The sequence below is a fragment of the Kitasatospora sp. NPDC042419 genome, assembly GCF_056437345.1.
In genome coordinates, this window is sequence record NZ_JBWKAW010000020.1 from 67,034 (window position 1) to 88,653 (window position 21,620).

Here is a 21,620-nt window from a genome sequence, read left to right on the forward strand (position 1 = left end):
GGCACTGGTTTCCGCAGGTCACAAGGGATTTGAGGGCCCGCACCGGATTGCCGGTGCGGGCCCTTTCCATGCCTGCGCGACGCCGCCCGGGCGTGGGTCCGGCCCGCCGGAATTGATGACACCCGGTGTCTTTACGAGTGGCACAGGGTGCCACTACCTTGTTACCCACCAGTCGCGGCGCCGCGGCTCCCCACCTCGGCGCGCCGTCGTACCGGCGCTCCCACACCCCGGGAGCGACGCCCTGCGTGCCAGGCCCGTCAGCCACGTACCACCCACCACCCATCCCAGCGAAGCCGGTGTCCGCTCCCGGCTCCCCCAGACGCCCTGTGCCCCTCACACAGGTACGCCTTCGGAGGCAGCCATGAAGGAAATCCTCGACGCGATCCTCAGCTCCGACAGCACCTCGGCGGACTTCGCCGCCCTGAAGCTGCCGGAGTCCTACCGGGCCGTGACGCTCCACAAGGACGAGGAGCAGATGTTCGCCGGCCTCGACAGCCGCGACAAGGACCCCCGCAAGTCCCTCCACCTCGACGACGTCGCCCTGCCCGAGCTCGGTCCGGGCGAGGCGCTGGTCGCCGTCATGGCGAGCGCCGTGAACTACAACACGGTGTGGAGCTCGATCTTCGAGCCGGTCTCCACCTTCGGCTTCCTGGAGCGCTACGGCCGGCTGTCGCCGCTCACCAAGCGCCACGACCTGCCGTACCACGTGCTCGGTTCGGACCTCGCCGGCGTGGTGCTGCGCACCGGCGCCGGGGTCAACGCCTGGAAGCCGGGCGACGAGGTCGTCGCGCACTGCCTCTCGGTCGAGCTGGAGTCCTCGGACGGCCACAACGACACGATGATGGACCCGGAGCAGCGGATCTGGGGCTTCGAGACCAACTTCGGCGGCCTGGCCCAGCTGGCCCTGGTGAAGACCAACCAGCTGATGCCCAAGCCCGCCCACCTGACCTGGGAGGAGGCCGCCTCCCCCGGCCTGGTCAACTCCACCGCGTACCGCCAGCTGGTCTCGCAGAACGGCGCGGGCATGAAGCAGGGCGACAACGTGCTGATCTGGGGCGCCAGCGGCGGCCTCGGCTCGTACGCCACCCAGTACGCGCTGGCCGGCGGCGCCACCCCGATCTGCGTGGTCTCCAACGACCAGAAGGCCGAGATCTGCCGGTCGATGGGCGCCGAGGCGATCATCGACCGCTCCGCCGAGGGCTACCGGTTCTGGAAGGACGAGCACACCCAGGACCAGCGCGAGTGGAAGCGCCTGGGCGCGCGGATCCGCGAGCTGACCGGCGGCGAGGACGTGGACATCGTCTTCGAGCACCCGGGCCGCGAGACCTTCGGCGCCTCGGTCTACGTCACCCGCAAGGGCGGCACCATCGTCACCTGCGCCTCCACCTCCGGCTACATGCACCAGTACGACAACCGCTACCTGTGGATGTCGCTCAAGCGGATCGTCGGCTCGCACTTCGCCAACTACCGCGAGGCCTGGGAGGCCAACCGCCTGGTCGCCAAGGGCAGGATCCACCCGACCGTCTCCAAGGTGTACGCGCTCGACCAGACCGGCCAGGCCGCCCTCGACGTCCACCAGAACAAGCACCAGGGCAAGGTCGGCGTGCTCTGCCTGGCCCCGCAGGAGGGCCTGGGCGTGCGCGACGCCGAACTGCGCGAGAAGCACCTGCCCGCCATCAACCGCTTCCGGAACATCTGATGACGGACCGCACCGGCCCGCCCGCGGCGGACGAGCGCGTCAAGCGCGACCGGCCCTGGCTGATGCGCACCTACGCCGGGCACTCGACCGCGAGCGACTCCAACGCGCTCTACCGGAAGAACCTCGCCAAGGGGCAGACCGGCCTCTCGGTCGCCTTCGACCTGCCGACCCAGACCGGCTACGACTCCGACCACATCCTCGCCCGCGGCGAGGTCGGCCGGGTCGGCGTGCCGGTGGGCCACGTCGGCGACATGCGCACCCTGTTCGACGGCATCCCGCTCGAACAGACCAACACCTCGATGACGATCAACGCCACCGCGATGTGGCTGCTGGCGCTCTACCAGGTGGTCGCCGAGGAGCAGGGCGCCGACATCGCCAAGCTCACCGGCACCACCCAGAACGACATCGTCAAGGAGTACCTGTCGCGCGGGACGCACGTCTTCCCGCCCGGGCCCTCGGTGCGCCTGATCACCGACATGATCGCCTACACGGTCGGGAACATCCCGAAGTGGAACCCGATCAACATCTGCAGCTACCACCTCCAGGAGGCCGGGGCCACCCCGGTCCAGGAGATCGCCTACGCGATGTGCACGGCGATCGAGGTGCTGGACGCCGTCCGCGACTCCGGCCAGGTGCCGGCCGAGCGGATGGGCGAGGTGGTCGCCCGGATCTCCTTCTTCGTGAACGCCGGCGTGCGGTTCGTCGAGGAGATGTGCAAGATGCGCGCCTTCGGCCGGCTCTGGGAGAAGGTCACCCGGGAGCGGTACGGGATCGAGGACGCCAAGCAGCGCCGGTTCCGCTACGGCGTCCAGGTCAACTCGCTCGGCCTGACCGAGGCCCAGCCGGAGAACAACGTCCAGCGGATCGTGCTGGAGATGCTCGCCGTCACGCTCTCCAAGGACGCCCGCGCCCGCGCCGTCCAGCTGCCCGCCTGGAACGAGGCGCTCGGCCTGCCCCGCCCCTGGGACCAGCAGTGGTCGCTGCGGATCCAGCAGGTGCTCGCCTACGAGTCCGACCTGCTGGAGTACGGGGACATCTTCAACGGCTCCGCGGTGATCGAGGCCAAGACCGCCGAGCTGCTGGCCGGCGCCGAGGCGGAGATCGCCAAGGTGCAGGAGATGGGCGGGGTCATCCCGGCCGTCGAGTCCGGCTACCTGAAGTCCAACCTGGTCGCCTCGCACGCCGCCCGCCGGGCCCGGATCGAGTCCGGCGACGACAAGATCATCGGCGTGAACTGCTTCGACACCACCGAGGAGAGCCCGCTCACGGCCGACCTCGACACCGCGATCATGGTCGTCGACCCGGCCTCCGAGCAGTCCGTGCTGAACGCCCTGGAGGCCTGGCGCGGGCAGCGCGACGAGCCCGCGGCGCTGCGCGCGCTGGAGGAGCTCAAGACGGTCGCCGCGACCAGCGACAACCTGATGCCGGCCACCCTGGCCTGCGCCCGCGCCGGGGTCACCACCGGCGAGTGGGCCTTCGCCCTGCGCGAGGTCTTCGGCGAGTACCGCGCGCCCACCGGCGTCGGCGGCGCCCCGGTCGCGGTGGCCGCCGAACCCGGCGGCGAGCTGGCCGCGGTCCGCGAGGCGGTCGCCGCGACCGCCACCGAACTGGGCGCCGGCAAGCTGCGCCTGCTGGTCGGCAAGCCCGGCCTGGACGGGCACTCCAACGGCGCCGAGCAGATCGCCGTCCGGGCCCGCGACGCCGGGTTCGAGGTGGTCTACCAGGGCATCCGGCTCACCCCGGAGCAGATCGTCTCGGCGGCCGTCGCCGAGGACGTGCACTGCGTGGGCCTGTCGATCCTCTCCGGCGCCCACTCCGAGCTGGTGCCCGACGTCCTGCACCGGCTCCGCCGGGCCGGGGTGGAGGATGTCCCGGTGATCGTGGGTGGCATCATCCCGGCAGCGGACGGCGAGGCCCTCAAGGCCGCCGGCGTCGCCGCCGTGTTCACCCCGAAGGACTTCGGCATCACGACCATCATCGGCCGGATCGTGGACGAGATCCGGCTGGCCAACAGGCTCCAGCCCTGGACGTCCTGCACCGCCGCGTCCAGCAGCTGACCCGGAAGGAACCGACCACCCGTCATGAGCAACTCCCACCCGACTCCCGCCGCGCCCCTCGACCGGCTGCGCCCCCGCCGCTCCTGCCTGGCCGTGCCCGGCTCCAACCCGCGGTTCCTGGAGAAGGCCCAGGGCCTCGACGCCGACCAGGTCTTCCTCGACCTGGAGGACGCCTGCGCCCCGCTGGTCAAGGAGAGCGCGCGGCACTCCATCGTCGACGCCCTGAACAACGGCGACTGGGGCAAGAAGACCAAGGTCGTCCGGGTCAACGACTGGACCACCCACTGGACCTACCGCGACGTGATCACCGTGGTCGAGGGCGCCGGCCCGAACCTCGACTGCATCATGCTGCCGAAGGTCCAGGACGCCGAGCAGGTCAGGGCGCTCGACCTGCTGCTCACCCAGATCGAGAAGACCATGGGCTTCGAGGTCGGCAGGATCGGCATCGAGGCGCAGATCGAGAACGCCAAGGGCCTGATCAACGTCGACACGATCGCCCAGGCCTCGCCCCGGCTGGAGACCATCATCTTCGGCCCGGCCGACTTCATGGCCTCGATCAACATGAAGTCCCTGGTGGTCGGCGAGCAGCCGCCCGGCTACCCGGCCGACGCCTACCACTACATCCTGATGCGCATCCTGATGGCCGCGCGCGCCAACGACCTCCAGGCGATCGACGGCCCGTACCTGCAGATCCGCAACCAGGAGGGCTACCGCGAGGTGGCCGGCCGCGCCGCCGCGCTGGGCTTCGACGGCAAGTGGGTGCTCCACCCGGACCAGGTCGCCGCCGCCAACGAGATCTTCTCGCCCTCCCAGGAGGACTACGACCACGCCGAGCTGATCCTCGACGCCTACGACTGGTGCACCTCCGAGGCGGGCGGCGCCAAGGGCTCCGCGATGCTCGGCGACGAGATGATCGACGAGGCCAGCCGCAAGATGGCGCTGGTCATCTCCGGCAAGGGCCGCGCCGCCGGCTTCCAGCGCACCTCCAAGTTCGAGCCCCCGCAGGCCTGAGGCCGGTAAGGAACCATCGATCATGCAGTTCGGACGCACCTACGAGGAGTTCGAGGTCGGCGCGGTCTACAAGCACTGGCCCGGCAAGACGGTCACCGAGTACGACGACCACCTGTTCTGCCTCCTCACCATGAACCACCACCCGCTCCACATGGACAGCAACTACGCGGAGCGGACGACCGACTTCGGCCGGAACGTCGTGGTGGGCAACTACGTCTACTCCCTGCTGCTGGGCATGTCCGTCCCGGACGTCTCCGGCAAGGCGATCGCCAACCTGGAGATCGAGTCGCTGCGGCACGTCGCGCCGACCTTCCACGGCGACACGATCTACGGCGAGACCACCGTGCTCGACAAGTGGCCGTCCAAGTCCAAGGACGACCGCGGCATCGTGTACGTCGAGACCAAGGGCTACAAGCAGGACGGCACGGTCGTCTGCATCTTCCGCCGCAAGGTGATGGTGCCGACCGCGACGTACACCGAGGCGCGCGGCGGCGAGCAGCCCGGCCGCCCCACCCCCCTGGCCTGACCCCACCGGACCCCGGACGGGCCGGCCGCCGTCATCGGCCGTTGCCCCACCCGGTACACGGGGGCTCCGCGGAAGCCACGCCCGCGGAGCCCCCGTCCACCCCCACCCCCTTCTTCCTCAGGCATGACAGGAGCCGCACGATGGGACGCCTCGCACAGACCGACGGCCTCACCGAGATCCAGCGGGACATCCTCGCCACCGTGCGGGAATTCGTCGACAAGGAGATCATTCCGGTCGCGACCGAGCTGGAGCACAAGGACGAGTACCCGACCGCCATCGTCGAGGGCATGAAGCAGCTCGGGCTCTTCGGCCTGACCATCCCCGAGGAGTACGGGGGCCTCGGGGAGTCGCTGCTCACCTACGCCCTGGTGGTCGAGGAGATCGCCCGCGGCTGGATGTCGGTGTCCGGCATCGTCAACACCCACTTCATCGTGGCGCACATGATCAACGCGCACGGCACCCAGGAGCAGAAGGACCACTTCCTGCCGAGGATGGCGGCCGGCGAGATCCGCGGCGCCTTCTCGATGTCCGAGCCGGGCCTCGGCTCCGACGTCGCCGCGATCTCCACCAAGGGCGTGAAGGACGGCGAGCACTACGTCCTCAACGGCCAGAAGATGTGGCTGACCAACGGCGGCACCTCCACCCTGGTCGCGGTGCTCTGCAAGACCGACGAGGGCGGCTCCACCCCGTACAAGAACATGACCACCTTCCTGATCGAGAAGACGGCGGGTTTCGGCCCGAACCCGACCGTCCCCGGCCTCACCGTGCCCGGGAAGATCGAGAAGATGGGCTACAAGGGCGTCGACACCACCGAGCTGGTGCTCCAGGACGTCCGGATCCCGGCCGACCGGGTCCTCGGCGGCGTCCCCGGCAAGGGCTTCTACCAGATGATGGACGGCGTCGAGGTCGGCCGGGTCAACGTGGCCGCGCGCGGGTGCGGCGTCGCCCGCCGCGCCTTCGAGCTGGGCATCTCCTACGCCCAGCAGCGGACCACCTTCGGCAAGAAGATCGCCGAGCACCAGGCGATCCAGTTCAAGCTCGCCGAGATGGCCACCAAGGTCGAGGCCGCGCACCAGATGATGGTGATGGCCGCCCGCAAGAAGGACGGCGGCGAGCGCAACGACCTGGAGGCCGGCATGGCCAAGTACCTCGCCTCCGAGTACTGCAAGGAGGTCGTCGAGGACGCCTTCCGGATCCACGGCGGCTACGGCTTCTCCAAGGAGTACGAGATCGAGCGGCTCTACCGGGAGGCCCCGATGCTGCTGATCGGTGAAGGTACTGCGGAGATCCAGAAGATGATCGTCGGACGCCGGCTGCTGGAGGAGTACCGCATCGCGGAGTGAGACCGTCCGATCCCGTCGTGCCCGACCCGTGCCGCGTGACCTGCGGCACGACGGGCCGACGGTCCGGTGACGGCCGGTCGACGGGCGTGCGGGCCCGTCCCGGCACCGTGCCGTGCACCGGCCCCACGCCTGGTCCGCCTGGGGCAGGCACGGCCCCCGGAGCGGCCGCAGGGCGTACAGGTGTTGTCACGCGCCCCGCGGCCGCTTCGGCATGCGCTGCCGGGAAACGCGCTGAGACAAGTGTCACCAGCTCTGCCAGGTCCCTTGGGAACCGGACGAGGGCGAGCTACGGTCGTATACACAGAGGCGCACCGGCGCCGCTGGCAGGACACATGAACGAGCAGGCGGGTTGCCCACCCACCGTGTGCTCCCGATAGCATCCACCGGGACAGCAGACGTCCCTCTCTTACCCGATCCCGCGGTGGCCCCCGTCCAGCGGCCATGATCCCCCGCGACAAAGGTCTTCGATGCCCATCAGCCCGTCCCCTCACACCTCCGTCACGGACCGCGATGCCCTCGCAGCTCCGGCGGCCGGTCGGCGACCCCGCGTGACCATCGCGCGCGGAGCCACCCCCTGGTTCGTCCCCACCCTCGCCACGGCCGCCGTGACCACCGCCCTCACCCGGCGCAGCGGCAAGTGGGCCCTGGCGGCGGTACCCGCCTGTGCGCTCGGCGCCGGCATGCTGTGGTTCTTCCGCGACCCCGAGCGTGAGATCGGCACGGGCAGAGTGATCTCCCCCGCCGACGGCGTGGTCCAGAGCATCGACGCGTGGCCGGACGGCCGCACCCGCGTCGCGATCTTCATGAGCCCGCTCAACGTCCACGTCAACCGCGCGCCGCTGCCCGGCACGGTGACCTCCGTGGAGCACGTGCCCGGCGGCTTCGTCCCCGCCTTCAACAAGGACAGCGACCAGAACGAGCGGGTCGTCTGGCACTTCGACACCGAGCTCGGCGACATCGAGATGGTGCAGATCGCGGGGGCCGTGGCCCGTCGCATCGTGCCGTACGTCGACGCCGGTACCAAGGTCGAGCAGGGCGAGCGGATCGGTCTGATCCGCTTCGGGTCCCGGGTCGACACCTACCTGCCGGCCGGCGTCGAGGTCGGCGTCGAGGTCGGCCAGAAGACCACAGCCGGGGTGACGCGCCTTGACCGTGACTGATCCTGAGACCATCGTCGGCCTGGAGGACGAGGAGACGGCACTGCGCCGCCGCCGCTGGGCGCGCGACCGCGAGCTGCGTGCTCCGCGTTCGCCGCAGCACCTCTCCACCGCCGACTTCCTGACCCTGGGGAACGCCGTCTGCGGCTTCCTGGCGATCTACTCGATCACCACCGGGGTGCTCGTCCCGCACATCACCAACCCGGACGCCGCGCCGGACAAGCACAGCGCCGCCACCGCGGTGACGCTGCTGCTGATCGGCTCGATGTGCGACCTCTTCGACGGGCTGGTGGCGCGCAAGCTGCGCTCCTCCGCACTCGGGGCGGAACTCGACAACCTCGCCGACCTGATCAGCTTCGGCATCGCGCCGGCCTACTTCGTCGCGGTCTGGGGCATGGTCTCGCCGGGCTCGGACAGCCGGCTCTCGGCCCTGATCGCGCTGACGGTGCTGCTGTCCGTGGTGCTGCGGCTGGCCCGCTTCTCGGCCGTGAAGATGCGGCCGGGGGTGTTCCAGGGCATGCCCTGCCCGATGGGCGCCATGACGGTGATCGCCATCGTGCTGCTCGACCCGCCGTTCCTGCCGGGTCTGCTGGCCATCGCGGGCACCGCGTACCTGATGATGAGCCGGATCGAGTACCCGAAGCCGCAGGGGCTGCTCGCCACCGCGACGCTCTGCTGGATCGTGCTCTCGATCGGCTGCCTGGCGGCCTGGGCGACCGGTCTGAAGGGCGGCGACTACCTGCTGCACATCGGCGCCTACGGCCAGATCGCGCTGGCCGCGATGGCCCCGCTGCTGGTCATCCGCCGCAAGGTGGGCCAGAAGGTCGGGGACGTGCGGGCACGCCGCGCGGAGTCCCGGATCGGCTGACCGCCCCGCGGAGCGGCACGGCACACGGCGAAGGGCCCGGACCCCCTGGGGGATCCGGGCCCTTCCGCATGCCGTGGCGGCGTGCCGTTGCCGTGCCGCGCGGGAGTCGCGGGAGCCGTTCAGGCGCCGCCGCGGTGGACGCTGAAGGCCGAGCGGCGGGCCGCCCGGGCCACGCCCGGGTCCGGGTGGACGCCGGACACGGCGGTCAGCACCGAGGCCGCCCGGGGGTGTCCGGACTGCCGGGCGCGGGCGAACAGCCGCACCGGGTCGCCGGCCGAGGCCCCCTCGACGTGGCCGACCAGCAGCTCCGTCTCCCCGTGGTCCAGGACGGCGGCGGCGGTGTCCACCCAGAGCCAGGCGGCGTCCTCCGCGCCCAGCACGTCGGCCGGGGAGACCCCCTCGTCCGAGCGCTCGGCCAGCCAGAGCAGCGCGTAGGGGCGCAGCACCGGCTCGTCGACGGCGGCCCGGACGGCCTGCTCGGCGGTGGATCCCGCCACCCGCAGCGCCTCGAAGGCCAGACCGCGCAGCAGCGCGTCCTCCCCCTGCGCGGCCTCCAGCAGTTCGGCCACCGCGCGGTCGGCCGGGCGGGCGGCCACCCAGGCCCGGTACTCGGCGCGGGCCGGGCCCGGCGAGTAGTCGGCGCAGGCGCCCAGCAGCTCCGGCGCGCTCTGCTCGATGTGGCCGGCGGCGGTCTGCGCGACGGTGCAGATCTCCTCCAGCTTGGCCCGCACCGCCCAGTGCCCGAGCGGCGACAGCTCGGCGGCGTTGTCGCGGCGGACCAGGGCGCCGACGGCGGCCAGTCCGTCCAGCATCCAGTCGAGGACGGCGGCCACGTCGGCGGGCGAGGCCGGGGTGTCGATCTGGGGCTCGCGGCAGGTGCCGCGGACCGCCGAGATCGCCGAGGCCGCGTGCGGGACGGGCGAGAGGCCGAAGGTGCCCTCGCCGCCGCCGACCCGGCGCTCGTCCAGGCCGCGCCGGAGCAGCTCCAGCAGCTCCACGTCGGCGACCGGGCCGTCCACCAGGTGCAGGAAGGAGAGCAGTTGCGGGGCCTGGTCGACGGCCTGCCCGGCGAGCAGGGCGAAGACGCCGCGCAGGGCGGCGGGCGGCACCGGGGCGAGCAGGGTCCAGGCGTCGAACAGTGCCGACCAGCCGCGGACCACCGCCTCGTCGTCGTGCTCCCAGGCGTGCAGGCGCCAGCCCGGCACGGCACCGCCGTCGCGGGCCTCGACCAGGCCGACCAGCAGGGCCTGGCCCCACGCCTTGGCGGCGGCGCCCACCGTCATGGCGAGGGCGAGGCCGGCGGCGCGGGCGTCGTCGGGAAGCAGCTCGCCGCGCTTGTCGACCTCGTCGAGATCACCGGCCCAGCGGGCGATCCGGACGGCGTCGACCAACATGCGGCGGGCCAGCGGGGCGAGTTCGGCGGGGGCGGGGAAGCCCTCCGGAACGGGGACCCGGCCGCGGCCGGGTGCGGGTGCGGGGCCTCGTCGGCGGGGTACGCCCGGGGTGCCCGGCCTGGCGCCGGCGGGGCGGTGGGCGGTTCCCGGGAGACGGGTCACCGTCGCACCGGTACCGATCGTCGGCGGGAGCGGGGCATCACGGTCGCGCGGGTTCCGAGACGTCACGTCGAGCAGTCTTCCCCTTGTACCGGCCATCTGTCACATCCGGTTGCACACGCGGGCCGGGCGGCGGGCGCGGGGCCTCCACAAGATCGGGCAACAGAGGCCAAACCGACTGGCTTGATCTTAGTGGCGGGTCCATGCCAGGTGAGCGGCGGGGAGGGGAGGGAGGGGAAACGGGGAGGAAAGGGGAAGGGGACCGGCCGCGGCGACCGGCGGGACGCCGCGGCCCGGGCGGGGTCGGCTCAGAGGAAAGGGGTGAGCCAGCGGCGGAGGGTCTCCTCGTAGCGGTCCGGGTCGGTGTTCCAGAGAGCCGCGTGGTCACCGCCGGGGAAGGCCTGGAGGTTGACCACGTCCGGGCGGTGCCCGGCGAGGCGCTCGGCCGCGCGGAACGGGGCCACCGGGTCGTCCGGGCCGTGCAGCACCAGGGTGGGGACGCGCAGGTCGGTGCCCTCGGCGAGGCGGGCGAAGTCGGCCAGATCCACGCCGGTCCGCCCCTCGGCGGCGAGCGCGCCCAGTTCGGCGGCCGCGCCCCGGTAGCCGGCCCGTGCCGCGCCGCGCCGCGCGCCGGCCGGCCAGTCCAGCACGGGCGAGTCCAGGACCAGGCTGCTGATCGAGGACGCCCAGCCGGACCGGGCGGCGGTCTGCAGGGCCGTCGTGGCGCCGAGCGACCAGCCGTACAGGACGACCTGGCCCGCGCCGCTGTCCAGGGCGCGCCGGATCGCCGCCTCGACGTCCCGCCACTCCGTCTCGCCGAAGTGGCCCAGGCCGTCCGGGGAGGCCGGGGTGCCCGCGTCGCCGCGGTAGCTGACGACCAGCACCGGCAGGCCGAGGCGCTGCAGCAGCGGGAGCACCGCGAGGCCCTGCTGCCGGTCGGTGCCGGGGCCGTGCACCAGGATCACCCAGGTGCCCCGCTTGCCGTCCAGCCGCCAGGCGGGCAGCGTGCCCAGCTCGCCCTCGACGGCGGTGTCGGTGAACGGCAGGCCGAGTGCGGTGGTCGGGTCGCCGACGTGCACCCGCGGGGTGAAGCGGACCTCGGTGCCGGGCGCCAGGGTGCCCCGGTCGGCGCGGAGCAGCCGGCGGGTGACGCCCTTGTCGTCGCGGTGCAGGACCTCGCCGACCACCGCGTGCCCGTCGTCGCCCCACTCGACGGCCCAGCGGCCGGGGCGTTCGGCCGCCGGCCCGGGGGTGAAGGTGACCCGCCCGGCGCCGAGGGCCAGCACCTGCACCGGGCCCGACCTCGTCCGGACGGCGGCGGCCGGGTGGACCATCCGCTCGGACGCCCGCCGGCCGATCACCAGCACGGCCGCCCCGGTACCGACGGCGGCTGCGGCCACGGTGGCCGCGATTCCCCAACGCATACTCGCTCCCCGCAGTTAAGTCCCGGTGCCGGACGGTGTTCTGGCCCCAGTCCACTAGCGGGGACGGCCGGTGGCCAGTAGGACACGGCCGTCCGGGTCACTTCGGGAGCAAGGTCACACCGGGGCGGGACGCTCCGGAGCCGCCGGGAGCGGGCGCCGGAGCGGAGCCCGGCGGTGTGACCAAACGCTCCGTGACCTCGGTTGACTCCCCCTTCGGGGGCGTGATGGGATCCTTCAGCCAATACGGAGGCAAGCAGAGGAAGCCGGTGCGAGTCCGGCGCGGTCCCGCCACTGTCACCGGGGAGCACGTCCGAACGAAGGTCACGGCGAGCCGTCAGAAGCCGCTGGAAGGCCCGGAGGTGCGTCCGACCCGGAAGCCAGGAGACTCTCGCCGCCGGTACGTCGATCCAGGGCGCGGACCCTGAGTGAGGACACGCACGCGATGCAGGCTGCCCCGGCCTCGACGACCCGCCACCGCCCCCTGCCGTGCGCCCGCTGACCCGCGCCGCCGCGTTCGCCGCGGGCGCCGCCGCCGGGTACCTCGCCGACGCCCGGTTCGGCGATCCGCGCCGCGGCCACCCCGTGGCCGTCTTCGGCTCCGCCGCGAACCGGCTGGAGCGGCTGATCTGGCGCGACGACCGCGCCGCCGGCACCGCGTACACGGCGCTCTGCGTGGGCACCGTCGCGGCGGGCGCGCTGGCCGCCGACCGGCTGCTCGGCCGCCGTCCGCTCGGCCGGGCCGCGCTGGCCGCCGCCGCGACCTGGACGGTACTCGGCGGCACCTCGCTCACCCGGGAGGCCAGGACCGTCGGCCGCTCGCTCGCGGCGGGCGACCTGACGGCGGCCCGGGAACGGCTGCCGCACCTGTGCGGGCGCGACCCGAGCGGGCTGGACGAGCAGCAGCTGGCCCGCGCGGTGGTCGAGTCGGTCGCCGAGAACACCGCCGACGCCGTGGTCAACGCGCTGGTCTGGGGCGGGCTGGCGGGCACGCCGGGTCTGCTCGCGTTCCGCGCCGTCAACACCCTGGACGCGATGGTCGGCCACCGCTCGCCCCGGTACGCCCGGTTCGGCTGGGCCTCGGCCCGGCTGGACGACGTGGCGGGCTGGCCGGGCGCCCGGCTGACCGCGCTGCTGACGGTGGCCGCCGCGCCCGAGCCGCGCACCGCCTGGCGGGTCTGGCGGCGGGACGGCTCCGCGCACCCCAGCCCGAACGCGGGCCAGGCCGAGTCGGCCTTCGCCGGCGCGGTCGGCGTCCGGCTGGGCGGGACGCTGCGGTACGGCGAGCGCACCGAGCACCGGCCGGTGCTCGGCGAGGGGCTGCGGCCGGTCGGGGTGGACGACATCGAGCGGGCCTGCGTGCTCTCCCGGCGGGTGGGCGCGCTGGCGCTGGGTACGACGGTCGCCGGGCACCTGCTGCTCCGGGCGGCCACGGGCAGGAGGAGGGGTAGGGCATGAGCAACGCACTGCTGGTCGCCGGGACGACCTCGGACGCCGGGAAGAGCGTGGTCACCGCGGGCATCTGCCGCTGGCTGGCCCGTCAGGGCGTGAGCGTCGCGCCGTTCAAGGCGCAGAACATGTCGCTGAACTCCTTCGTGACGGCGGACGGCGCCGAGATCGGCCGCGCGCAGGCGATGCAGGCGCAGGCGGCCCGGGTGGAGCCCGAGGCGGCCATGAACCCGGTGCTGCTCAAGCCCGGGGCGGACGGCCGCAGCCAGGTGGTGCTGCTCGGCCGGCCGGTCGCCGAGGTCGGCGCGCTGGACTACCGCGAGCGCAAGCCGCTGCTGCTGGAACGGGCCCTGGAGTGCCTGGCGGACCTGCGCCGCCGGTACGACGTGGTGGTCTGCGAGGGCGCCGGCTCGCCCGCCGAGATCAACCTGCGGGACCGGGACATCGCCAACATGGGCCTGGCCACCGCCGCCGGGCTGCCGGTCGTCGTGGTCGGGGACATCGACCGGGGCGGCGTGTTCGCCGCGATGTACGGGACGCTGGCGCTGCTCTCGGCCGAGGACCAACGGCACGTGGCCGGCTGGTTCGTCAACAAGTTCCGCGGTGACGCCCGGCTGCTGGCGCCCGGGCTGGAGATGCTGCGCGAGCTGACCGGCCGCCCGGTGCTCGGCACCCTGCCGATGCTGCCGGACCTCTGGCTGGACGCCGAGGACTCGCTGGACCTGTCCACCGTGGTCGACCGCACGGCCGGGCGCGGCCCGCTCGGCGCGGACGTGCTGCGGGTCGCCGTGCTGCGCTTCCCCCGGCTGTCCAACTTCACCGACCTGGACGCGCTGTCCCAGGAGCCCGGGGTGCTGGTCCGCTGGGCCACCCGGCCCGAGGAGCTGGCCGACGCCGACCTCGTCGTCCTGCCCGGCACCCGGGCCACCGTCGCCGACCTGGCCTGGCTGCGCGAGCGCGGCCTGGAGCCGGCGCTGAAGGCGCGGGCCGCCGCCGGGCGGCCGGTCCTCGGCGTCTGCGGCGGCTACCAGATGCTGGCGCGGACGATCGTGGACGAGGTCGAGTCGAAGGCCGGGGCCGTGGAGGGGCTCGGCCTGCTGCCGACGCACGTCCGGTTCGGCGTGGAGAAGGTGCTCGGCCGACCGGTCGGCGAGGCCTACGGGCAGCGCGTCGAGGGCTACGAGATCCACCACGGCGTGGTCGCCGTCGAGGGCGGGGAGCCGTTCCTGGACGGCTGCCGGGTGGGCCCGGTCTGGGGGACGACCTGGCACGGCGCGCTGGAGAACGACGGCTTCCGGCGCGAACTGCTGCGCGACGTCGCCGCGCTGGCGGGCCGGGCGTTCGTCCCCGCGCCGGACGTCTCGTTCGCCGAGGCGCGCGAGGCCCGGCTGGACCGGCTGGGAGAACTGATCGAGGAGCACGCGGACACCGACGCGCTGTGGAAGCTGATCGAGGGCGGGGTGCCGGCGGCCGGATCGCTGCCGTTCCTGCCGCCCGGGGCCCCTGGGGCCTGTCCGGCCGATCTTGACGGGCGCGCGACGCCGGGCATCCCGCCTGGACGCACGCCCGGATCACCCAAGTACGTCCAGTACGAGGACGATCCGGCCGCACGCCCAGCCGGGCGCCCAACGCCGCGCGCTGATCCGCCAAGACCGACCGGACAGGCCCCCAAGGGAGAATCGTGAGTGAGAACCATGAGTGACGCCCGATACCCGTTCACCGCGATCGTCGGCATGGCCGACCTGCGGCTCGGGCTGCTGCTCAACGCGGTCTCCCCGGCGGTCGGCGGGGTGCTGGTGCGCGGGGAGAAGGGCACCGCCAAGTCGACCATGGTGCGCGCGCTGGCCGGCCTGCTGCCGTCCATCGCCGCCGTCGACGGCTGCCGCTTCGCCTGCGACCCGGAGTCGCCCGACCCGCAGTGCCCGGACGGCGCGCACGCCGGCGCCGGCGCGTCCGAGCGCCCGGCCCGGCTGGTCGAGCTGCCGGTCGGCGTCTCCGAGGACCGGATCGTCGGCTCGCTGGACCTGGAGCGGGCGCTCGCGGAGGGCGTCAAGGCGTACGAGCCCGGGCTGCTGGCGCAGGCGCACCGCGGCGTGCTCTACATCGACGAGGTGAACCTGCTCCAGGACCACGTGGTGGACCTGCTGCTGGACGCCGCCGCGATGGGCCGCTCGTACGTCGAGCGCGAGGGCGTCTCGGTGCGGCACGCGGCGCGGTTCCTGCTGGTCGGCACGATGAACCCGGAGGAGGGCGAGCTGCGCCCGCAGCTGCTCGACCGGTTCGGCCTGACCGTCGAGATCGCCGCCACCCGGGAGCCGGTGGAGCGGGCCGAGGTGGTCCGCCGCCGGCTCGCCTACGACGCCGACCCGGCGGGCTTCGCCGACCGGTTCGCCGCGGACGAGCGGGCGCTCGCGCAGCGCATCACCGCCGCCCGGGAGCTGCTGCCGAAGGTGGAGCTGGACGACGCGGCGCTGCGCCGGATCACCGCCGTCTGCGCCGCCTTCGAGGTGGACGGGCTGCGCGCGGACATCGTGATGGCGCGCACCGCCGTCGCGCTGGCCGCCTGGGCGGGCCGCACCGGGGTGCTGGAGGAGGACGTCCGCAAGGCCGCCCAGCTGGCACTGCCGCACCGCCGCCGGCGCAACCCCTTCGACGCGCCCGGGCTGGACGAGGACCTGCTGGACCGCACGCTGGAGGAGCAGGCCCGCCAGGAGGAGGAAGAGGCCCTGGCGGAGCAGGCCCGCGAGGAGCAGGCCCCGGAGGAGGGCCGGGCGCAGGAGCCGGACGAGGACCCGGACCAGGAGGACGGCCCGGACGGCCCCGAGGGCGACGGCCCCGACGGCGGAGGCCCCGACGGCGGCGGTGGCGGGGCTCCCGAGCCGGCCGGCCCGGAGGGCCCGCCCGCCGGAGCCGAGAGCCCGGCCGCCGAGGAGGAGCCCGCCGGCCCGCAGCCCGTCCCGGCCCAGCACCCCGCCCCCGCGCGGGAGTCGGCGCCGGTGGCGGCCGGCGACCCGTACCGGACCAGGCTGTTCGCGGTCGACGGCACCGGGCGCGGCGCGCAGGGCCGCCGCTCCCCCGCCGAGACCGACGGCGGCCACACCGTGCGGGCCCGCCGCCCGCAGGGCCGGCTCGCCCGGCTGCACCTGAGCGCCACCCTGCGGGCCGCCGCTCCGCACCAGGTGGCCCGCGGGCGGGCGTCCCGCGCGCTGGTGCTGCACAAGGACGACTTCCGCGAACAGGTGCGCCAGGGGCGGGAGTCCAACCTGGTGCTGTTCGTGGTGGACGCCTCCGGTTCGATGGCGGCCCGGCAGCGGATGACCGCCGTCAAGGGCGCGGTGCTGTCCCTGCTGATGGACGCCTACCAGCGCCGGGACAAGATCGGCATGATCACCTTCCGGGGCGCCTCGGCCGAACTGGCGCTGCCGCCGACGTCCTCGGTCGAGGTCGGCGCGGCCCGGCTGGAGTCGCTGCCCACCGGCGGCCGGACCCCGCTGGCCGCCGGACTGCTGCGCGCCCACGAGGTGCTGCGGATCGAGCGGCTGCGCGACCCGGACCGCCGCCCGCTGCTCGTCGTGGTGACGGACGGCCGGGCCACCGGCGCCCGCGACGCCGTGGCGCAGTCGCACCGGGCGGCCGGGCTGCTGGCCGGGCAGGGCGTGGCGAGCGTGGTGCTGGACTGCGAGTCCGGCCCGGTCCGGCTCGGCCTGGCCCGCACCCTGGCCGGCCGGCTGCGCGCCACCGCCGTGACGCTGGACGAGCTGCGGCCCGAGGGCGTGGCCTCGCTCGTCCGCGACAGCCGCCCCACCCCGAACCGCACCGCTGCGAACCGCCCCACCGGCGGACGCCCCACCACCACGACGCGAAAGGCGGCCTGAGCCGACATGCCCAAGGGTGTTCCCGAGAGTGTCCCCGACGACGGACTGACGACCCGCCAGCGACGCACGATGCCGATCACGGCCGTGCACACCGGCCCCGGCAAGGGCAAGTCCACCGCGGCCTTCGGCATGGCGCTGCGCGCCTGGAACCAGGGCTGGCCGGTCGGGGTGTTCCAGTTCGTGAAGTCCGCCAAGTGGAAGGTCGGCGAGGAGAACGCGCTGCGCGTGCTCGGCGCCTCCGGCGAGGGCGGCACGGTCGACTGGCACAAGATGGGCTCCGGCTGGTCCTGGATCCAGCGCTCCTCCGAGATGGAGATGGACAGCGAGGCGGCGGCCAAGGAGGGCTGGGAGCAGGTCAAGCGCGACCTCGCCGCCGAGACCTACCGCTTCTACGTGCTGGACGAGTTCACCTACCCGATGCACTGGGGCTGGGTCGACCCGGAGGAGGTGGTGGCCGTCCTGAAGGACCGTCCGGGCAGCCAGCACGTCGTCGTCACCGGCCGGTACGCGCCCGAGGCGCTCACCGAGTTCGCCGACCTGGTCACCGAGATGACCAAGGTCAAGCACCCCATGGACGCCGGCCGCAAGGGCCAGCGCGGTATCGAGTGGTAGACCGGAAGACCTGAACGTGAACATCCCCCGTCTCGTCGTCGCGGCGCCGTCCTCCGGCGCCGGCAAGACCACCGTCGCCACCGGCCTGATCGCGGCGCTCGCCGCGCGCGGGCTGGCCGTCTCGCCGCACAAGGTGGGCCCGGACTACATCGACCCGGGCTACCACGGGCTGGCCGCCGGCCGGCCGGGCCGCAACCTGGACGCGTTCATGTGCGGGCCGGAGCGGATCGCACCGCTCTTCCTGCACGGCGCGGCCGGGGCGGACGTGGCGGTGGTCGAGGGCGTGATGGGCCTGTACGACGGCGCCTCGGGGCGCGGCGAGCTGGCGTCCACCGCGCACGTCGCCAAGCTGCTGCGGGCACCGGTGGTGCTGGTGGTGGACGCCTCCTCGCAGTCCCGGTCGGTGGCCGCGCTGGTGCACGGCTTCGCGTCCTGGGACCCGGAGGTCCGGCTGGCCGGGGTGATCCTCAACCGGGTCGCCTCGGACCGGCACGAGCTGCTGCTCCGCGAGGCCCTGGAGGAGGGCTCGGGCGTGCCGGTGCTGGGCTCGGTCCGGCGCTCGGCGGCGGTCGCCACGCCGTCCCGCCACCTCGGCCTGATCCCGGCCGTGGAGCGCTCGGCGGAGGCCCTGCGGGCGGTCGCCGACATGGGTGAGCTGGTCGCGGCCTCGGTGGACCTGGACGCGGTGCTGGCGCTGGCGCGGACCGCGCCGCCGCTGGACGCCGAACCGTGGGACCCGGCCGCGGAGATCGCCTCGCTCGCGGGCGCCGGGGCCGCCCCGGCGCCGGGTGCCGCGGTGGCGCCCAGGATCGCGGGGGCACCCAGGATCGCGGGGGCGCCCAGGATCGCGGTGGCCGGCGGCGCCGCCTTCTCGTTCTCGTACGCCGAGAACGCGGAGCTGCTGACCGCCGCCGGCGCCGAGGTGGTCCCGTTCGACCCGCTGCACGCCGACGGGCTGCCGGAGGGCACGGCGGGCCTGGTGATCGGCGGCGGGTTCCCCGAGCTGTACGTACGGGAACTCAGCGCGAACGGGCAACTCCGTTCGGCGATCGCCGCGTTCGCCACCTCCGGCGGTCCGGTCTCCGCCGAGTGCGCCGGACTGCTTTACCTCGGACGGGAGTTGGACGGCCTGCCGATGTGCGGCGTACTGGACACCTCGGCCCGGATGACCGAGCGGCTGACCCTCGGGTACCGGGAGGCGGTGGCCCTGCACGACTCTCCGCTGGCGCCCACCGGCACCCGGCTGCGCGGGCACGAGTTCCACCGGACGGTCTGCGAACCCGGGGCCGGCGAACGGCCCGCCTGGGGCTGGCGGTTGCCGACCGGCCCGCGCACCGAGGGGTTCGCGGCCGGAAACGTTCACGCTTCGTATCTGCACCTGCACTGGGCGGGATCCCCGCAGCTCGCCGCCTCGTTCGCGGCGGCCGCGGCGGCGTACCGGGCGGACTGAACGGAACCGGTACCCCTCCGACCCTGGTGCTTTCACCGTCCTCGGCGTCAAAATAGGGACAGACAACCACATATCGTCCGTTTCGCGACCGGTACCGGCCAGACCCGACCGTCCTCGGCGAGCCGACCGATTGCCGGCGACCGCCCACTCGGCGGGGCGCCGCAGACGCCCCCGCGGGGTGAACAGGCTCTAAGGAGCCGTCACGATGCGTCACACCTTAACCCCGCTGCATCACCGCCCCCACCATCCCCTCGACGACCACCACCCCTGCCCGGTGCCGATGTCGCCCGACGCCCTCGCCGCCCTCCGCGCCCACTACCTGGACCTGATCGAGAGCCGGCGGCTGCCGAGCAGCGTCAGCTTCGAGCAGTACTACTTCGTCTGGCGCGCCAACCACCGGGGCGAGAACGTCGTCGGCCTCGACGACGGCGCCGTCCGCCCGGGCCCCAGCGACGGGGCCCAGCTGATCACCCGTCCGCCCAGGAAGCTCAAGGGCACGGTCCGCACCCTGGTCCTGCTGGTCGACTTCCCCGACCAGCCGCACGACCCCTCCCACACCGTCGAGCACTTCGAGCGACTGCTGTTCAGCTCGGGCACCTTCGCCACCGGCTCGATGCGCGACTACTACCACCGGATCAGCGGCTTCGACCCGGAGCGGCCCGACTCGCACGGCATCGACATCGTGGGCGAGGTCCACGGCTGGTTCCGCCTGCCGCACCCGATCTCCTTCTACGCCGACAACCGGTCCGGCACCGGCAGGCCGCCCCGCAACTCCCAGGGCATGGCCGCCGACACGCTGGACATCGCGCTCAGGGAGGGCATCGACTTCACCGGCGGCCTCGACGCCCTCGGCGAGGGCCTGGTCACCGCGCTGTTCATCGTCCACGCGGGCCGCGGGGCCGAGGAACTCCCGGAGTTCGCGCAGCCGACCAGCCTGTGGAGCCTCAAGTGGAACCCGCCCGACCCCAACGGGGTCGAGGTCGCGCCGAACCTGCGGGTGCAGACCTTCCTGACCGTCCCCGAGGACTGCAAGGTCGGCGTCTGCGCCCACGAGTGGGGCCACCTGGCCGCCCGCTGGGCGGACTTCTACGACACCGGCCGGGTGGAGACCACCGTCTCCAACGGCCTCGGCAACTACTGCCTGATGGCGGGCGGTTCCTGGGGCAACAAGGGCACCACTCCGGTCTTCCCGAACAGCATGCTCCGGATGTTCCACGGCTGGACCAGCCCGCAGCAGGTCGACAGCACCACCAGCGGCATCGCCATGAGGCCCGTCGCCGACGGCGGCAGCCCGCTGTTCGTCCGCAACCCGGACCCGGGGCGGATGAGCGAGAGCCAGTACATCGTCGTCGAGTACCGCCGCCGGAGCGGCCAGGACGAGTTCCTGCCCGACGAGGGCATCGCCGCCTACGTGGTGGACGAGGCCATCGACAACGTCAACGACGAACGGCGCCTCGCCATCGAGCTCATGCAGGCCGACGGCGAGCGCGACCTCGCGAAGATCTTCGGGGCCGACGAACGCGGCGACCCGGACGACCTCTACCCGTCGGACGGCAACACCAGCATCGGAGAGCACACCAAGCCGCCGCTGAACGAGCCCAACGGCGTCTGGAGCGGCGTCACCCTCGACATCGCCGGCACGCCCGGGGAGAGCGAGATGCAGGTGGACGTCACCATCGAATGAGACCACCTGCGCGAGGTTTCCGGGACGTGCGCCCCGGGGGCCGGCCCCCGGCCTCCGGGCACGGACCCGAAGGACCGCAGCGCAGGTGACCGCCGCCCCGCCCGACGCGCCCGACGCGGCTCCGACGGTGGCTCCGCCGGGGCCGCCCCGGCGCGGGTGAGGCCGGACCGGGCAGTGGCGGCGACCACGGCCGGGGCCCGGCGAAACACGGCCCGCCGGGCCCCGGCTCCGCGTGCACAGCGGGGGTGCCCGGGGGGTGGGGCGCGGGAGGTGGGGTGCGCGGGGGGGTGGGGTGCGCGGGGGGGTGGGGTGCGGGAGGTGGGGTGCGCGCCGGGCGGGGGTTCGGCTGCGGCCCGGGTGAACCGGACCGTCGGCGGCTGCTGTTGACTGGGTGTCCGAACTCCCCCACCGGCCCCGCGCGGAGAGGCACCCGATGGCCAAGCTGCACACCTACACCACCGAGATCACCTGGACCGGCAACCAGGGCACCGGCACCAGCGACTACCGCTCGTACCGCCGGGACCACGAGGTCGCGGCGGAGGGCCGCCCGGCCATCCCCGGCTCCTCCGACCCCGCCTTCCGCGGCGACCCGACCCGGTGGAACCCCGAACAGCTCCTCCTCGCCTCGATCTCCCAGTGCCACCTGCTCTGGTACCTGCACCTGTGCGCGGTGAACGGCGTCGTGGTCACCTCGTACACCGACCGCCCGACCGGCACGATGGCCGAGACCGCCGAGGGCGGCCACTTCACCGAGGCGGTGCTGCACCCTCAGGTCGAGGTCACCGAAGCGGGGATGACGGAGCGGGCGCTCGCCCTGCACGCCGACGCGCACCGGGCCTGCTTCATCGCCTCTTCGGTGAACTTCCCGGTCCGCCACGAGCCCGTGGTGACGGTGGCGCAGCCCGCCTGACGACC

The 21,620-nt window shown here is 73.7% G+C and carries 16 protein-coding genes and 1 riboswitch; of the genes, 14 read left to right on the forward strand and 2 right to left on the reverse strand.

Going from position 1 to position 21,620, the window contains the following annotated elements; translation table 11 throughout:
• Window positions 1–361: 361 nt before the first annotated feature.
• The 7 genes from ccrA to AC067J_RS30060 all read left to right on the forward strand — a co-directional run bounded on the left by ccrA (window position 362) and on the right by AC067J_RS30060 (window position 8,661).
• Window positions 362–1,699, forward strand: coding sequence for a crotonyl-CoA carboxylase/reductase (gene ccrA, locus AC067J_RS30030; RefSeq protein WP_478304444.1), 1,338 nt, complete (start codon window positions 362–364; stop codon window positions 1,697–1,699).
• Window positions 1,699–3,756 (forward strand): protein meaA, encoded by a 2,058-nt coding sequence (locus AC067J_RS30035; RefSeq protein WP_478304446.1) that lies wholly within the window; start codon window positions 1,699–1,701, stop codon window positions 3,754–3,756. The genes ccrA and AC067J_RS30035 overlap by 1 nt, the downstream gene beginning before the upstream one ends.
• A gap of 24 nt (window positions 3,757–3,780) precedes the next feature.
• Window positions 3,781–4,767: an HpcH/HpaI aldolase/citrate lyase family protein gene (locus AC067J_RS30040; protein ID WP_478304448.1), complete on the forward strand. Its 987-nt coding sequence runs from the start codon at window positions 3,781–3,783 to the stop codon at window positions 4,765–4,767.
• 22 nt (window positions 4,768–4,789) lie between these two features.
• Window positions 4,790–5,293 (forward strand): MaoC family dehydratase, encoded by a 504-nt coding sequence (locus AC067J_RS30045; RefSeq protein WP_478304450.1) that lies wholly within the window; start codon window positions 4,790–4,792, stop codon window positions 5,291–5,293.
• Between the two features lie 140 nt (window positions 5,294–5,433).
• Window positions 5,434–6,636, forward strand: coding sequence for an acyl-CoA dehydrogenase family protein (locus tag AC067J_RS30050; protein WP_478304452.1), 1,203 nt, complete (start codon window positions 5,434–5,436; stop codon window positions 6,634–6,636).
• 467 nt (window positions 6,637–7,103) lie between these two features.
• On the forward strand, window positions 7,104–7,796 hold the full coding sequence (locus AC067J_RS30055; protein WP_478304454.1) for a phosphatidylserine decarboxylase: 693 nt from the start codon (window positions 7,104–7,106) through the stop codon (window positions 7,794–7,796).
• Entirely contained in the window at window positions 7,783–8,661 is an 879-nt protein-coding gene (locus tag AC067J_RS30060) for a CDP-alcohol phosphatidyltransferase family protein (RefSeq protein ID WP_442906081.1), read from the forward strand. The genes AC067J_RS30055 and AC067J_RS30060 overlap by 14 nt, the downstream gene beginning before the upstream one ends.
• A 119-nt stretch (window positions 8,662–8,780) precedes the next feature.
• Here AC067J_RS30060 and AC067J_RS30065 read toward each other — a convergent pair whose 3' ends face one another.
• Window positions 8,781–10,217 carry a hypothetical protein gene (locus AC067J_RS30065; RefSeq protein WP_478304455.1) on the reverse strand — a complete coding sequence of 479 codons (1,437 nt, stop codon included), beginning with the start codon at window positions 10,215–10,217 and terminating at the stop codon, window positions 8,781–8,783.
• Window positions 10,218–10,522: 305 nt separating this feature from the next.
• Window positions 10,523–11,638: an alpha/beta hydrolase family protein gene (locus tag AC067J_RS30070; protein WP_478304457.1), complete on the reverse strand. Its 1,116-nt coding sequence runs from the start codon at window positions 11,636–11,638 to the stop codon at window positions 10,523–10,525.
• Window positions 11,639–11,847: 209 nt separating this feature from the next.
• A riboswitch (cobalamin riboswitch) is annotated at window positions 11,848–12,046 on the forward strand.
• 78 nt (window positions 12,047–12,124) lie between these two features.
• Between AC067J_RS30070 and AC067J_RS30075 the strand changes: the two genes are divergently transcribed.
• The 7 genes from AC067J_RS30075 (at window position 12,125) to AC067J_RS30105 (ending at window position 21,615) form a co-directional block, all read left to right on the forward strand.
• Window positions 12,125–13,093 carry a cobalamin biosynthesis protein gene (locus tag AC067J_RS30075; protein ID WP_478304459.1) on the forward strand — a complete coding sequence of 323 codons (969 nt, stop codon included), beginning with the start codon at window positions 12,125–12,127 and terminating at the stop codon, window positions 13,091–13,093.
• Window positions 13,090–14,769, forward strand: coding sequence for a cobyric acid synthase (locus AC067J_RS30080; RefSeq protein WP_478304461.1), 1,680 nt, complete (start codon window positions 13,090–13,092; stop codon window positions 14,767–14,769). The genes AC067J_RS30075 and AC067J_RS30080 overlap by 4 nt, the downstream gene beginning before the upstream one ends.
• Before the next feature lie 9 nt (window positions 14,770–14,778).
• On the forward strand, window positions 14,779–16,959 hold the full coding sequence (locus AC067J_RS30085; RefSeq protein WP_478304463.1) for a putative cobaltochelatase: 2,181 nt from the start codon (window positions 14,779–14,781) through the stop codon (window positions 16,957–16,959).
• A gap of 6 nt (window positions 16,960–16,965) precedes the next feature.
• Complete coding sequence (gene cobO, locus AC067J_RS30090; RefSeq protein WP_327681878.1) at window positions 16,966–17,571, forward strand: cob(I)yrinic acid a,c-diamide adenosyltransferase; 606 nt, start codon at window positions 16,966–16,968, stop codon at window positions 17,569–17,571.
• A 16-nt stretch (window positions 17,572–17,587) separates the two neighbouring features.
• Entirely contained in the window at window positions 17,588–19,021 is a 1,434-nt protein-coding gene (locus tag AC067J_RS30095) for a cobyrinate a,c-diamide synthase (protein ID WP_478304465.1), read from the forward strand.
• A 205-nt stretch (window positions 19,022–19,226) separates the two neighbouring features.
• Window positions 19,227–20,705: a M6 family metalloprotease domain-containing protein gene (locus AC067J_RS30100; RefSeq protein WP_478304466.1), complete on the forward strand. Its 1,479-nt coding sequence runs from the start codon at window positions 19,227–19,229 to the stop codon at window positions 20,703–20,705.
• Window positions 20,706–21,138: 433 nt separating this feature from the next.
• The gene (locus AC067J_RS30105; protein WP_478304468.1) at window positions 21,139–21,615 is read left to right on the forward strand and encodes an OsmC family protein; all 477 of its coding nucleotides are present in this window, start codon (window positions 21,139–21,141) and stop codon (window positions 21,613–21,615) included.
• Window positions 21,616–21,620: the final 5 nt, after the last annotated feature.

Coding starts and splice junctions, on each gene's coding strand:
- ccrA (WP_478304444.1), top strand. CDS start 362: ATGAAGGAAATCCTCGACGCGATCCTCAGCTCCGACAGCACCTCGGCG.
- AC067J_RS30035 (WP_478304446.1), top strand. CDS start 1,699: ATGACGGACCGCACCGGCCCGCCCGCGGCGGACGAGCGCGTCAAGCGC.
- AC067J_RS30040 (WP_478304448.1), top strand. CDS start 3,781: ATGAGCAACTCCCACCCGACTCCCGCCGCGCCCCTCGACCGGCTGCGC.
- AC067J_RS30045 (WP_478304450.1), top strand. CDS start 4,790: ATGCAGTTCGGACGCACCTACGAGGAGTTCGAGGTCGGCGCGGTCTAC.
- AC067J_RS30050 (WP_478304452.1), top strand. CDS start 5,434: ATGGGACGCCTCGCACAGACCGACGGCCTCACCGAGATCCAGCGGGAC.
- AC067J_RS30055 (WP_478304454.1), top strand. CDS start 7,104: ATGCCCATCAGCCCGTCCCCTCACACCTCCGTCACGGACCGCGATGCC.
- AC067J_RS30070 (WP_478304457.1), bottom strand. CDS start 11,638: ATGCGTTGGGGAATCGCGGCCACCGTGGCCGCAGCCGCCGTCGGTACC.
- AC067J_RS30080 (WP_478304461.1), top strand. CDS start 13,090: ATGAGCAACGCACTGCTGGTCGCCGGGACGACCTCGGACGCCGGGAAG.
- AC067J_RS30085 (WP_478304463.1), top strand. CDS start 14,779: ATGAGTGACGCCCGATACCCGTTCACCGCGATCGTCGGCATGGCCGAC.
- cobO (WP_327681878.1), top strand. CDS start 16,966: ATGCCCAAGGGTGTTCCCGAGAGTGTCCCCGACGACGGACTGACGACC.
- AC067J_RS30100 (WP_478304466.1), top strand. CDS start 19,227: ATGCGTCACACCTTAACCCCGCTGCATCACCGCCCCCACCATCCCCTC.
- AC067J_RS30105 (WP_478304468.1), top strand. CDS start 21,139: ATGGCCAAGCTGCACACCTACACCACCGAGATCACCTGGACCGGCAAC.